Raw genomic sequence first — 13,245 nt, 5'->3', positions numbered from 1 at the left:
TAGCCGGTCCGGCGCGCAGGCACCACTGATTTTCTCGTTCCCACGCTCCAGCGTGGGAATGCCGTCCGGCCGCTCCAGCGGCCGGTAGCGCCAGATCATACCCGCAAGGATTCTCTCGCACCGCGTCGTTTCGCGGTCCTCGCGTTGCATGCGTAGGGCCGAATTGAATCGCTTCTCCGATTACGATTACGACAACGACAACGACAACGACAACGGTTATATTCGCTATTTTAGTTATTTCCGACTCGTCTCACCGACCCCATCAATCTTTGACCCGCACGAAAAACAACAGCGCCATGGCCGGCAGCGAGGCAAGAAAACCGATCGTGAAGAGCCCGAGATAGTCGACCTGTTCGACGATGACCCCACCCATACCACCGAACAGGGCGGAGAAGACCGACATGAAGGCCGACCCGATGGCGTAATGTCCGGCCTTGAACTCGGGTTTGCAGGTGCGCAGGATATAGACGATGAGCACGGCGTTGCCCAGACCCGCGGCAATCTGCTCGATCGTGTAGACAGTCCCGATGGTCAGGAATCCCAGCGTGCTGGTCGCCAGGGGGCGCTCATAGGCCAGCCAGATATAGGCGAGGATATTGAGGTTCATCAACAGCGTCAGCGGCCAGATGGCTCGACGCAACCCGGTGCGTTTGATCCAGAGTCCGCCGATCGTGGTCCCGATGATGGAACCCACCAACCCCAGCAAACCGCTCATCCAGGCGAGCTGCGTGTTGTCCACCAGCAGATAGCGCTTGAGGAACGGAGTCCCCATCGAGAAGATGATTTCATCGCCGATCTTGTAGAACATGATAAACGCCAGACTCAGCGCGATCACCGGCTTGGCCTGGGCCAGCAAGGCGATCAGCATGAAGGCGAAACCATAGGTCAGGGCCTGCACCCCAGGGACACCCAATGCCAGGAGCACCGCACTCAGGGCCAAACCAAGCAGGGGGGCGCTGACCAGCGCGACGAGTGAGCGGCGCGGCGAGACCTCAAGGTAAGCGGCGAAGGAGTTCAGGAAGGCGGTACCCGCGTGACGGCCACCGACCATGGGCTCCCGCGGCTGCTGGTAGTGCGGGAGCTTGACCAGGTGCGTCACGGTCAGCACGGCCATCACCACCGCCCCCGCCGCGAAGCCGCAACCCCAGGCGCTGTACAGATTGCCGCCAAAGGCGTGCTTGGCGACCTCCGCGACCGCCAGGATGATGCCAAAGCGAGCGACGATCATCGCCAGACGGTAGGCCGTGACCCGCAACCCGGTATAGGCGGCCTGCTGCTTGGGGTCGCTGATGCCCTCCATGTAATACCCGTCGATGGCGATATCATTGGTGGCCGCGAGGAACGCCAAGACGATGAAGAGCCACACCAGAATGGCATCGGGCACCCCCGCCCCGTCCCCGCGCAGGAGGCAGAGTCCGGCCAGCAGCGCGGTCAGCACGGTGAGCAGGGCCTGGATCAGGATCATCCAGGTGCGCCGGGTGGAGTAGATATCCACGAAGGGCGCCCACAAGAACTTCAGATTCCAGGGCAGGCCCAAGAAGTTGAGATAACCCAATGCGCGCTCCGACATCCCGACATCGGTGAAGAAGACCGACGACATGGCGCGCACCACCATGTAGGGGAAGCCCTGGGCGAAATAGGTTGAAAAGACCCACCACCGCGGATCGCCGAGTGGATCGCCAAGTGAATCGGGTAGGGCATCAGATCCGCGCGCGTCGCGGTTTGCGGGGCTGTCCATGAACCTCCTGGGGCAGCGGCTGAAAGATTCAGGGACCGGACGCGCCGCCGGTGCGGCCGTGGCTCATGGCCTCCAGCACCTTGTAAATGGCCGCGGAGTCTTCTTCACCCAACCCTTGGCCGACCAGGGCGTTGAGGTATTGAGCGATGGTCGCGGCGCTCGGCAATGCCAGGCCAAGTTCAAGCGCGGACTCGCCGACGATGCGCATATCCTTCTGGTGCAGCCGCGCCTTGAAGCCAGGCGCGAAATTGCCGTCGATCATGCGCTGTCCGTGAACCTCCAGGATGCGGCTGGCGGCGAATCCGCCCAGCAACGCCTCGCGGACGCGCGCCGGATCGACACCGGAAGCACGCGCCAGCAGGATCGCCTCAGCCACCCCGACGATGGTCGCGCCCACCACGATCTGGTTGCATGACTTGCAGACTTGGCCGGCACCGCTCCCACCCACATGGACGATGTTGCGCCCCATTGCCGCGAACAGCGGTCGCACCCGATCGAAAACCTCCGCCGCGCCGCCGACCATGATCGACAGCGTGCCCGCGATGGCGCCGGCCTCACCGCCCGAGACCGGGGCATCGAGCATGGCCAGACCGCGCTCGCGCAAACGCGCGGCGATGGTGCGGGTGACGGCGGGCGAGATGGTGCTCATATCCACCAGCACGGCGCCGGGGCTCGCCCCTTCGATGACCCCCTCCGGCCCGAGGATGACCTGCTCCACGTCGGCGGTGTCCGCCACCATGGTGAAGAGGATGTCCGCGTGCCGGGCAACCTCAGCCGGGCTGGCGCAGGTCGCGGCGCCGGCCGCGGCCAGGGGTTCCATGGACTCCGGGCGTCGGGCATGGACAGCCAGGTCCCACCCGGCGCGTAGCACATTCAGCGCCATGGGGCGACCCATGATCCCCAGCCCGATGAAACCGACGCGCTCTGCCATGCTGGTCACTCCAGAGGATTTGAACCTGATGCTTCAGTTGGCTGGGTCCAACAGTTCGAGCCAGTGTACCACCGGGACCCCACTGCCGGCCCCCAGGTGCAGTTGACAACCGATATTGGCGGTCGCGATCAGTTCCGGCGCACCAGACTCCAAGGCGATGACCTTGTTCGAGCGCAACGCGAGCGACAGCTCCGGCTGAGTCAGCGAGTAGGTGCCGGCGGAACCGCAACACAGGTGCGCGTCCGGCACGACGCTCAAGGTAAAGCCGAGCCGGGTGAGAATGCCTTCGACCACGCCCTTGATCTGCTGCCCGTGCTGGAGCGTGCAGGGGGCGTGGAAGGCAATGCGCCGACCCCGACCTGGTGTCCCCAGCGGGCTCAAGTCCGCCGCCGCCAGCCACTCGGCCGGATCGCGGGCCAAGGCCGACACCCGCGCGGCCTTCTCGGCATAGAGGGGATCATCGCGCAACAGGTCACCGTAGTCCTTCACCATGCCCGCACAGGCGCTCGCGGTCACCAGAATGGCGTCGCAGCCGGCCGCGATCTCGGGCCACCAGGCGTCGATGTTACGGCGCATGGCGTCCAGGCCCTCATCCTGGGCATTGAGGTGATAAGCAACAGCACCGCAGCAGCCGGCGGCGGGACTGGCGATCAGGTCGACACCCAGCCGGTCGAGCAGGCGGGCCGCCGCCGCGTTGGTCAGGGGTGTGGCGACCGACTGAACACAACCGGCCAACACCAGGCAACGCCGCCGACCGCGCGGCGCGGGCCAGTCCCCGGCCGGCCGGGCGCGCGGCACCTTGGCCGCCAGCGCGGCCGGCAGCAGGGGCCGCACCAGCCGACCGAGGCCGAGCAGCGGACGCAGACGGGCCGGGTGCGGCAGCAGCCGGACCAATACGGTGCGCAGCAGTCGCTCGCCGACCGGCCGCGCGACCCGCTCCTCCACCAGATGACGGCCAATCTCGGCCAGCCGGGCATAGCGCACCCCGGACGGACAGGTGGTCTCGCAGGAACGGCAGGTGAGACAGCGGTCCAGGTGCTGCTGCGTGATGCGGGTCGGGGTATGCCCTTCGAGGACCTGCTTGATCTGGTAGATCCGCCCGCGCGGCCCATCCAATTCGTCGCCCAGCAACTGATAGGTGGGGCAGGTGGCGGTACAGAAGCCGCAGTGAACGCAACTGCGCAGGATGGCGTCGGCCTCGCGTCCCGCGGGGGTGGCAAGGAACTCCGGGAGAATCTGGGTCTGCACGGTTGGCCCTCAGAGGTCCTGATACAGTCGGCCGGGATTGAGAATACCGGCGGGGTCGAAAGCACGCTTGAGGTTGCGGTGCAGGGCCAGCAGCGGCGCCGACAAGGGTTGGAAGACCTCCCCCGTGCGGTCACCGCCGCGGAACAGGGTCGCGTGACCGCCCGCGGCGGCGACCAGGGCACGGATGACCGCGGGCGCGGCACCACTGCGCAGCCAGCGCTGGGCACCGCCCCACTCCAGGAGTTGCGGACCCGGCAAGTCCAGGGGCGGCGTCGCTGCCGGCAGAGCGCAGCGCCACAGGGGCAAGTCGCCTTGGAAAAACGCGTGACCCTGCTCACGCACCTGATCGTCCCAGAAAGCGACGGCATCCGCATCCGCCAGCGGTTCGCCCCCGATGCGTTCGGCCGCGGCGCGAACCCCTTGGGCAGCCCCGGCCAGACGCACCCACAGCCGTCCGCCGTCCCCGGAGTCGATCCAGCAGGAGGCCGTGATGGGCAAAGGCTGCGCCGCCCAACGCTCCATCCGCGCCAGGGCCTCGGGTTGATCACAGTCCTGCACCAGGGTCCGGGATACGGCCGGAGACGGCAACACCTTGACACTGATGTCCAGCAGCACACCCAAGGTCCCGTAAGCCCCGACCATGAGGCGGGAACAATCGTAACCCGCCACGTTTTTCATCACCTCGCCCCCAAAGCGCAGGACCTCGGCCCGGCCGGTGAGAATACGGGCACCCAGCACCAGGTCGCGAATCGCGCCGCCGGACGGCCGGGCGGGGCCGGAGAGACCACAGGCGACGGTGCCCCCCAGGGTCGCGCCGACACCCAGCCGCGGCGGTTCACAGGGGAGATGCTGGCCGTGCTCGGCCAGCGCGGCCTCGATGACCGCCAGCGTGGTCCCACAGCGGGCGGTCACCACCAGCTCCTTGGGCTGGTAGTTGATGATCCCGCAATGCCCGGACAGGTCCAGTGGCGTGGTGTCCGCCGCGACCTGACGGCCGAGCCGGGTCTTGGTTCCGGCCCCGCGCAGGTTCAATGAGCGGCCAGCCGCCGCGGCCGCCCGCAGTTGATCGAGCAGCGCGGCCGTGAGATCGCAATCGGCGTCGGTAGTCATACTGGCTGATGCCCGCTGATGAAGGCGCACAGCCGCTTGGTTTGTTGGTCCACGGGATCCTCCAGTGCTTTTGCGTCGCGTCGGCACATCGACTATGTTACTCGTGAGTTGCGTGCCCTTGCTCTCCGCTGTCCTCAATGGGATGCCGGGGTCGGGATTGCAACCTTGAGGCCGACACCCGTCTGGAGACCGCTGTTCATGGGCTATCTGAGTCTCTCCCGCGCCGCCCGCCTGGCCGGGGTCACCCGCGCCGAGATCCAGCGGCGCATCCGCCGCGGCGACCTCGAAACCTTCGAGGGTGCCGTCGCGATCCAGGATTTGTTGCTGCTCTACCCGGCGGTGAGCCTCCATGACGACGAGGCACTGCTCCGAGTGGAGCGGATCAAGTCCGCGGCCGTGCCGAAGTCCCATCACGCCGATACCATCCTGCCCAGCCCCGAGGTCCTGGTCGCACGTCTGCGCGGCCTGAGCGCGACGCTGGTCGAGCGGATGTCGGCCCTGACGGCAACCGAGTCGCTGCTGGACGAGGTCGGCGCACGGCTCCGGGACCTTCCGGGCGGTTATCCGGGTCCGTCCGCGGCGGCGATCAGCGCCCTGCAAGCCTGGTTTGCGCAAGCCCGCCTGGCCCTGGCGGAGCGACCAACGACTGACCAGAAAGCCCAACTGCTGGCGAAAGACACCTTCCTGCGCATCATGGCTGCCAACTGCAAACTGATCCCGAGCGGGCACGATTTCTTCGTCGAGGGCGCCGAGTCCATCCTGGATGCCTCGGTGCGCGCCGGACTCAAGCTGGGTTACGGCTGCGCCAGCGGTAACTGCGGAGAATGCAAGGCCCGTGTGCTGAGCGGTGAGGTCGCCAGGACGCGCGATCACGACTATGTGCTGAGTGAGCGCGAGAAACAATTGGGCTACATTCTCACCTGCTCGACGACGGCGGTCACCGATCTGGTCCTCGAAGCGGCCGAGGCGCTGTCGGTGCAGGACCTGCCGCGCCAGGAGATCCGCGCCAGCCTGCGCAAGCTGGAACCGCTCGCCCCGGATCTGGTGAGCCTGAATGTCCAGACCCCGCGCACCCACACCTTGCGCTTCATGGCCGGCCAGCGCGTCATCCTGACCCTGGAGGACGGCGCCAGCCGTGAACTGCCGATTGCGAGCTGTCCGTGCAACGGACGCAATCTCTGGTTCTACGTCCGACGCGGCACGGACGCCTTCGCCGCGGCGGTCTTCGGCGGACTTCACGCCGGGCAATTGATCAAGGTGACCGGCCCCCAGGGAGCCTTCGTGCTGCGCGAGGACGCACCGGAACCCGCGGTATTCATCGCGATCGGCGACGGCATTGCCCCCGTGAAAAGCCTGATCGAGCACGCCGTCTCCATCGATCTGATCGAGTCGTTCCACCTCTATTGGGGCACCACCTATCCCGAGGGACACTACCAGAGCCGCTGGGGACGCGCGCTCACAGACGCACTGGACAACTTCAGCTTCACGCCGCTGACCAGCGACGCGGCGGCGGACCTGATCGCGGCGCTGCAAACGGACCATGCGGATCTCAGCGGCCTGCGCTTCTATCTCGCCGGGCCGGCCGCCGCGGTGCGCGCAAGCGCGGCGGCGCTCGGCGCGCTCGGTGTCGCCCAGGAACGGATGGCGAGTGAATACACGGACACCTGAATCTATGCGCGCAGGCCGCGGTAGACTGTTGTCATAATCGCGTTTACGATGCCGGCGAGTATTCTCTCGCACCGCAATGAACGTTAGGCCCGTGGGCCTTCATCATCGCTCCGGCCGGCACGATGAAGAACGCCGGTCCCGCGCGTGGTGATCCAAGCCTTTCAGACGCTTGATGGTCTTGTACGCCCAAGCGACGGAGCGAATCGAAACCAAATAGACAGCGGGCAGCTCATGCCTAACTTGAACCGCTTCTCCGATTACGACAACGACAACGACAACGACAACGAGTGTATCGTTGTTTAGCTTGTTTCTGACACGTTACTAATCGTCACACCGCTGCATCACGAGCATATAGTTCACCCCCATCCATCGGGTCAGGGAGAAGGCCCGGTTGAACGGGTTGACCCGCACCCCGGTCCGATCCAGGACGCGATAATCCGCGCCAAGACCGGCGATCACCTCGCCCGGACGCACCAGTTTGCGATACTGGTGGGTCCCTCGCGGCAACCAGCGCAGGACATATTCCGCCCCGAAGATTGCAATGAAAGCCGCCGCGACGGTCCGGTTGATGCTGGACACCACCATGACACCGCCCGGCCGGACCAGGCGGGCGCAGTGCGCAAGAAAGTCGGGCAGCCGTTCGACATGCTCCACCACTTCCATGTTCAGCACCAGGTCGAAGACTGTTCCGGAATCGGCAAGTTGATCGACGGATTCCAACCGGTAGTCGATCGTCAAGCCACTCCAGCCGGCGTGCAAGCGTGCCACACCAAGGTTTTTCTCGGTCACATCCACGCCGACCACCGTGGCGCCCAGGCGGGCCACGGACTCGCTTAAGATGCCGCCGCCGCAGCCAATATCGAGCACCCGCAACCCCGCAAACGGATGCTCCTGCCGCGGATCCAAACCCAGCGTGAGCGCAACCCGATCACGCAGATAACCGACGCGAAAGGTATTGAGTCGGTGCAGGGGCCAGAAGGGCCCGGTGGTATCCCACCAACGGTGAGCCAGGCGCTCATAATAGGCGACTTCGGCCGGATCAATATTGGCTCCAGTCAGTTGAGCAGATGCCATCGTATGCAGCCTCGTATTGGGATTCGTAACACGTCCGGTTTGACCGGTCAATCGCGTAGGGCGCGAAATGCCACTGATCGACCGCGATTACAAGCGCCTTGGGTCAAGGCATCAGCAGCCAACCCAGCCCGACACACACCAGCCCCGGCCAAAATAGCGCTACCGAAACAAGCAGCTTAGGCTCGGCCAGCAGACGCGGCCGCGTTAACAGATCGGGTTGAGGGACGACCCAACCGAGCACTGAGCCGAGGAGGCGCGTGACCGGCATACGCTCCCAGTTGATGGTCCTGGGCCACCGGTAGCTCTCAAGTTCGGTCGGATAAAAGGCGACTTTGGAGGCCGGACCCCGTTCTGCGGCAAGCGCATGAATGCGCGCCTCGAAGCGCTCCGGCTGCTGCTTGAGCTGCGCCACCCCAAGCAAACCGCCGGCCCCGTCCGGAAACACGATATCGAATACCGGGTCGGCTGCCGCGCGAAAACCGGGTAACCGGGCTTCCACCACCGTGTGCGTGGACCTGGCATAGTCGGGCGCGTAGAGCATCACCAATGTACTGGGAATACCCAACTCGTCGAGCATGGCCGCCAGCAGCCTGGATTTATCGGCACAATCGCCCCCTGATTCCAGCACCTGCAACGGCGTCGGGCCGAATCGCGGACTCAGGAAATAACGTGAATTCTTGGCGAACCCCTGGTTGTTGTAGACCCAACGGGTGAGTCGTTCCACGGTGCGCGCGGGGTCGCGCTGATGGTCGGCGTCGACAACGCCGATCGCCGCCTCGCGCAAGACACGCGACTCTTGCCGATACTCGGCGTACAGCAGTCCCGCGCCACCGAGCAGCACGACCCCGACCAGGATCGCGAGCATCCCTGCCATACCGGCTCAGGCCGGCCCGGCACCGACCGCGCCCAAGGTCGCCCGGATGTGCTCCCTCACGGCCTGGGTGGTCGCGTCCAACTCCGTGCAGCGCGTCGGTTTGTCCATCAATCCGCGCAATGACTCAGGCGCCGGAGCGTCCTGGCCGATGGCCGCCTGCACAGCCTCATTGAACTTGGCGGGGTGAGCGGTGGCAAGGCATACCGCATTGCCTCGCACCCGCGCCGCCCAGACCCCGGTGGCGGTATGCGGACAGAGGATGTAGCCGCTGCCGGCGAAGGTGGTACGCATCTGCGCCAGGGTATCGGCATCCGACACGGCAGTCGCATCGAAATCGGCCCGCACCTGGTTGAGTCGCGACCCCTTCACCGTGAGCCGGCCGCTCGCCTGCATCTGCTCGACCAGGTCACGCACGATCGCGGCATCGCCGCCGTGGAGAAAATACAGATAACGCTCGAAATTGGAAGCAACCTGGATGTCCATCGCCGGACTCAGGGTCTGGTAGACCTCACTGGCCTCGTAGTTCCCGGTGTGCACAAACTCGGTTAGGATCGCGTTGCGGTTGGTGGCGACGATGATCCGGTCCGCCGGCAACCCCATCCGCTTCGCCAGATAACACGCGAAGCAGTCGCCGAAGTTTCCGGTCGGCACCGAGAAACTCAGGCGCCGATCCGGGTCGCCGCCGCTCACCCGACCCCAGGCGTAGAAGTAATAGATCGTCTGCGCGAGGATGCGCACCCAATTGATCGAGTTCACCGCGCCGAGCTGATACTCGGCCTTGAAGGCCAAATCGTTGAACAGATCCTTGACGATGCGCTGGCCATCGTCGAAGGTTCCACGGATGGCGATGTTATGGACGTTGGGGTCCAGCACCGTGGTCATCTGCCGCTCCTGGATGGGCGAGACCCGGCCTTTGGGGTGGAGAATCAGGATCTGGATGCGCTCCTTGCCCCGCACCGCGGCGATGGCGGCCGAACCGGTGTCGCCGGACGTGGCACCGAGGATGTTCAGGTGCCCCCCGTCGCGTTGGAGCAGATACTCGAACAGATTCCCCAGCAACTGCAGGGCCACGTCCTTGAAAGCCGCGGTTGGACCGTGAAAGAGTTCCAGCACCTTGAGCCCCCCCGCCTCCACCACCGGCGTCACCTCCGGATGGGAAAAGCCGGCGTAGGCTCGGGCGATGAGTCCGCGCAGATCCTCGCGCGGAATTTCCCCGCCGACATAGGGGGACATCACCTCCAGCGCGAGGTCCTGGAACGACAGCCGCGACCAGTCGCGCAGGGTATCCCTCCCAACTTGCGGGATGACCGCGGGTACCAGCAGGCCGCCGTCAGTCGCCAGACCCATCATGACCGCCTCAGCGAAGCCGACGGGACTGACCCGTCCGCGAGTACTCACGTAGTTCATAATATTAACGATCCTGCAAGCAAAGCCCCGCACCGGACTGGGCGTTTGGCCAAGTCTCGCATAGTAAGAGAGCACCAGAGGCTTGGCAAAGCCCGCACGGCCCGGTCAGCGCAAGATCCGCATGACCATGGACGCTCGTCCGTCGTGCGATCCGCACCGTTTGCGCAGAAAGATCTCAGTTAGCGTTGACACGCATTGCGCTGGGGCAACACAATCGGAGTGTCCCGCCGTACCGCTCGGACGTTCAAGGGACGTGCAGGCCGGCCCGCTGCACTAAAGAACACCAACTGAACACGGGGCACGACCTGGACTCCGGCCTATCGCGCCAGGACGCGACGTGTGTTCGTCCTTGGATGTAGAGAAGTGCCGATTTGCTGCCCACGGAATGGCAAGGCCCCGCCCGGGCGGGACAATCGCAACACCACTCAGACTTTTCAATCAACCAGGTAAGCCCATGACTATTGACTCGGTCGAGGCCATCACGCGACACCCGCTCTACGCGGAACTCGTCACAAAACGCAAACGCTTCGCATGGATACTGACGTTCCTGATGTTCCTTTTCTATTATGGATTCATCATGATCGTCGCCTATGCCCCGAAATCACTGGCCGTGCCGCTATGGGCCGGATCAGTGACGACCGTCGGCATCCCGGTCGGCCTTTCGGTCATCATCTCGGCCTTTGTCCTGACCGGAATCTATGTCTATCGGGCCAACGGTGAGTTCGATCGCCTGACCAAGTCGATCCAGGAGGATCTGCGATGAAACGTCTTTCCCCCTGGGCCATCCTGGCCGCACTCCTCGTGCCCTTTGCCCTGGTGGCCGCGCCCGCGGTCACCGGCGCGGCTGATAAGCAGCCGCTGAACATGACCGCGATCTACATGTTCGTGATTTTCGTCGGTGCAACACTGGGCATCACCTACTGGGCGTCCAAGCGCACCCGCACCGCGCGTGAGTTCTACACCGCCGGCGGCGGCATCACCGGCTTCCAGAACGGTCTCGCCATCGCGGGCGACTACATGTCGGCGGCCTCTTTCCTGGGTATCTCCGGCCTGGTGTTCGCGTCCGGCTTCGACGGCCTGATCTACTCCATCGGCTGGCTGGTCGGCTGGCCCGTCATCATGTTCCTGATCGCCGAGCAGATCCGCAACCTGGGTAAGTTCACCTTTGCGGACGTGAGTTCGTACCGCTTCGGTCAGACTCAAATCCGCACCATGGCGGCCATCTCCTCCCTGGTCGTCGTCATCTTCTATCTCATCGCGCAGATGGTCGGTGCCGGCAAGCTGATCCAGTTGCTGTTCGGGCTGGAGTATTGGATGGCGGTCATGATCGTCGGCGCGCTGATGATGATCTACGTGATCTTCGGCGGCATGACGGCCACCACCTGGGTGCAGATCATCAAGGCCGTGCTGCTCCTGTCCGGCGCCACCTTTATGGCCCTGGCGGCACTGAACCACTTCGGGTTTTCCCCTGAGGAAATGTTCCGTCAGGCGGTCGCGACGCACGGCAAGCATGACGCCATCATGGGTCCCGGCGCCCTGATCAAAGACCCGATCAATGCCATCTCGCTGGGTCTCGCGCTGATGTTCGGCACCGCCGGTCTGCCGCATATCCTGATGCGCTTCTTCACCGTGCCGAACGCCAAGGAAGCGCGTAAATCGGTCTTCTACGCCACCGGCTTCATCGGCTATTTCTACATCCTGACCTTCATCATCGGCTTCTCGGCCATCGTCCTGCTCGCCCAGAACCCGGCCTACTTCTCGGCCGGCGCCCTGGTGGACGGCGTGATCACGGACCCGAAGGGCCTGCTCGGCGGCACCAACATGGTCGCCATCAAGCTGGCCGAGGCCGTCGGCGGCAACCTGTTCCTGGGCTTCATCTCCGCGGTGGCCTTCGCCACCATCCTGGCGGTCGTCTCCGGCCTGACCCTGGCCGGCGCCTCGGCCATCTCCCATGACCTCTATGCCAGCGTCATCGCCCGCGGCCGCAGCAACGAGACCATGGAACTGCGCGTATCGAAGTTCGCGACCCTGGGCCTGGGCATCATCGCCATCATCCTCGGCATTATCTTCGAGAAGCAGAACGTCGCCTTCCTGGTCGGCCTCACCTTCGCCATCGCGGCCAGCGCCAACTTCCCGGTGCTGGTGGCCTCGATCTTCTGGGGCAAGATGACGACCCGCGGCGCATTGATCGGCGGATTCGCCGGGCTCATCAGCGCCTTGACGCTGACCGTGATGTCCAAGGCGGTGTGGGGCGAGACGCTCGGCCACATGGGCGCTGACGGCAAGCCCGTCGGTCTGATCTTCCTGGACAACCCGGCGATCATCTCGATCCCGTTGGCCTTCATCTGCATCTGGCTGTTCTCCATTACGGATAACTCCAAGCAGGCCCAGAAAGAGCGGGCACTCTTCCCGGCGCAACGCGTTCGCTGCGAGACCGGTATCGGCTCCGAGGGAACCGCCAGCCACTAGCGGGAGAACCGTCTGCGGAACAGGGATGTTCCGCGGCAGCACAGCAGGCCGGGACAGGCGTTCCGGTCACTGTGCATCCAGAAGCCCAGGGTCGTGTTGCGACCCTGGGCTTCTGTCTTTGTAGGTTGACATACGCAACAGGACAATCCAACAATGCCGTCACGCCGCTGGAACTACGGACCGGGCAAGTAACGCGTCAAGAACAAGATACACACAATTATTGTCGTTGTCGTTGTCGTAATCGAGTTGATGATACTCGCGAGGATGCGTTGGTCCCGTGCGTGGCGTTCGAAACCCGACAGACAGCGGGGTGCTCATGCCAAACTTGAATCGCTTATCCGATTACGACAACGACAACGACCGAGACGCCAAAGGCGTCCCCTAATGGGCTGAACAACTCCTCAGGCCCTCCCAGCCACACCCAAGCCACTCCCGCCGGAGCCGGACACCTATGACACCCATGACACCCGAGGATCGTGCCGCCTATTGGAGGGCGAATCTGCGCCTGGTCACGGTCCTGCTGATCTGCTGGTTCACCTGCTCCTTCGGATTCGGCATCCTGTTGGTCCATCCGCTGAATGCGATCACGATCGGCGGCTACCCACTCGGTCTCTGGTTTGCCCAGCAGGGGGCGATCTACTGCTTCATCCTGCTGATCTTCATATACGCCTTGGCCATGCATTGGCTCGACAAGAAATTCGAGATCCCCGAGGACTGAGGAATCGC

General features: G+C 64.4%; 11 protein-coding genes. 4 read left to right on the top strand and 7 right to left on the bottom strand.

The window, feature by feature from the left end; genetic code table 11:
* Positions 1-262 precede the first annotated feature (262 nt).
* From A39O_RS36085 to glcE, 4 genes are read right to left on the bottom strand one after another with little or no spacing between them, the layout of a single operon-like run.
* On the bottom strand, positions 263-1,738 hold the full coding sequence (locus tag A39O_RS36085) for an MFS transporter (RefSeq protein WP_020503005.1): 1,476 nt from the start codon (positions 1,736-1,738) through the stop codon (positions 263-265).
* 28 nt (positions 1,739-1,766) lie between these two features.
* Entirely contained in the window at positions 1,767-2,669 is a 903-nt protein-coding gene (locus A39O_RS0101780) for a 2-hydroxy-3-oxopropionate reductase (protein ID WP_020503004.1), read from the bottom strand.
* A 33-nt stretch (positions 2,670-2,702) separates the two neighbouring features.
* A complete protein-coding gene (glcF, locus tag A39O_RS0101775; protein WP_020503003.1) occupies positions 2,703-3,917 on the bottom strand; it encodes a glycolate oxidase subunit GlcF in 1,215 nt (404 codons plus the stop codon).
* Between the two features lie 9 nt (positions 3,918-3,926).
* The gene (gene glcE / locus A39O_RS0101770; protein ID WP_020503002.1) at positions 3,927-5,027 is read right to left on the bottom strand and encodes a glycolate oxidase subunit GlcE; all 1,101 of its coding nucleotides are present in this window, start codon (positions 5,025-5,027) and stop codon (positions 3,927-3,929) included.
* Positions 5,028-5,225: 198 nt separating this feature from the next.
* Between glcE and A39O_RS0101765 the strand changes: the two genes are divergently transcribed.
* Positions 5,226-6,695: a 2Fe-2S iron-sulfur cluster-binding protein gene (locus A39O_RS0101765; protein ID WP_020503001.1), complete on the top strand. Its 1,470-nt coding sequence runs from the start codon at positions 5,226-5,228 to the stop codon at positions 6,693-6,695.
* 321 nt (positions 6,696-7,016) lie between these two features.
* Here the strand turns inward: A39O_RS0101765 and ubiG are convergent, their stop codons facing one another.
* The 3 genes from ubiG to thrC form a co-directional block, all read right to left on the bottom strand.
* Positions 7,017-7,769, bottom strand: coding sequence for a bifunctional 2-polyprenyl-6-hydroxyphenol methylase/3-demethylubiquinol 3-O-methyltransferase UbiG (gene ubiG / locus A39O_RS0101760; protein ID WP_020503000.1), 753 nt, complete (start codon positions 7,767-7,769; stop codon positions 7,017-7,019).
* Positions 7,770-7,872: 103 nt separating this feature from the next.
* A complete protein-coding gene (locus A39O_RS0101755) occupies positions 7,873-8,643 on the bottom strand; it encodes a transglutaminase-like domain-containing protein (protein WP_083924423.1) in 771 nt (256 codons plus the stop codon).
* Between the two features lie 6 nt (positions 8,644-8,649).
* Positions 8,650-10,050, bottom strand: coding sequence for a threonine synthase (gene thrC / locus A39O_RS0101750; RefSeq protein ID WP_020502998.1), 1,401 nt, complete (start codon positions 10,048-10,050; stop codon positions 8,650-8,652).
* Between the two features lie 454 nt (positions 10,051-10,504).
* Between thrC and A39O_RS0101745 the strand changes: the two genes are divergently transcribed.
* The 3 genes from A39O_RS0101745 to A39O_RS0101735 all read left to right on the top strand — a co-directional run bounded on the left by A39O_RS0101745 (position 10,505) and on the right by A39O_RS0101735 (position 13,237).
* Complete coding sequence (locus A39O_RS0101745) at positions 10,505-10,813, top strand: DUF485 domain-containing protein (protein ID WP_020502997.1); 309 nt, start codon at positions 10,505-10,507, stop codon at positions 10,811-10,813.
* Positions 10,810-12,519 (top strand): cation acetate symporter, encoded by a 1,710-nt coding sequence (locus A39O_RS0101740; protein WP_020502996.1) that lies wholly within the window; start codon positions 10,810-10,812, stop codon positions 12,517-12,519. Before A39O_RS0101745 ends, A39O_RS0101740 begins: the two co-directional genes overlap by 4 nt.
* Positions 12,520-12,979: 460 nt before the next feature.
* A complete protein-coding gene (locus A39O_RS0101735; RefSeq protein ID WP_020502995.1) occupies positions 12,980-13,237 on the top strand; it encodes a DUF4212 domain-containing protein in 258 nt (85 codons plus the stop codon).
* Positions 13,238-13,245: the final 8 nt, after the last annotated feature.

It is taken from the genome of Lamprocystis purpurea DSM 4197, from assembly GCF_000379525.1.
GTDB lineage: Bacteria > Pseudomonadota > Gammaproteobacteria > Chromatiales > Chromatiaceae > Thiodictyon > Thiodictyon purpureum.
This window is presented reverse-complemented; position numbering and strand designations above follow the sequence as displayed.

What these genes read in the sequence shown, in the direction of transcription:
- A39O_RS36085 (WP_020503005.1), bottom strand. Translation starts at nt 1,738, where the DNA reads ATGGACAGCCCCGCAAACCGCGACGCGCGCGGATCTGATGCCCTACCC.
- A39O_RS0101780 (WP_020503004.1), bottom strand. Translation starts at nt 2,669, where the DNA reads ATGGCAGAGCGCGTCGGTTTCATCGGGCTGGGGATCATGGGTCGCCCC.
- glcE (WP_020503002.1), bottom strand. Translation starts at nt 5,027, where the DNA reads ATGACTACCGACGCCGATTGCGATCTCACGGCCGCGCTGCTCGATCAA.
- A39O_RS0101765 (WP_020503001.1), top strand. Translation starts at nt 5,226, where the DNA reads ATGGGCTATCTGAGTCTCTCCCGCGCCGCCCGCCTGGCCGGGGTCACC.
- ubiG (WP_020503000.1), bottom strand. Translation starts at nt 7,769, where the DNA reads ATGGCATCTGCTCAACTGACTGGAGCCAATATTGATCCGGCCGAAGTC.
- A39O_RS0101755 (WP_083924423.1), bottom strand. Translation starts at nt 8,643, where the DNA reads ATGGCAGGGATGCTCGCGATCCTGGTCGGGGTCGTGCTGCTCGGTGGC.
- thrC (WP_020502998.1), bottom strand. Translation starts at nt 10,050, where the DNA reads ATGAACTACGTGAGTACTCGCGGACGGGTCAGTCCCGTCGGCTTCGCT.
- A39O_RS0101745 (WP_020502997.1), top strand. Translation starts at nt 10,505, where the DNA reads ATGACTATTGACTCGGTCGAGGCCATCACGCGACACCCGCTCTACGCG.
- A39O_RS0101740 (WP_020502996.1), top strand. Translation starts at nt 10,810, where the DNA reads ATGAAACGTCTTTCCCCCTGGGCCATCCTGGCCGCACTCCTCGTGCCC.
- A39O_RS0101735 (WP_020502995.1), top strand. Translation starts at nt 12,980, where the DNA reads ATGACACCCGAGGATCGTGCCGCCTATTGGAGGGCGAATCTGCGCCTG.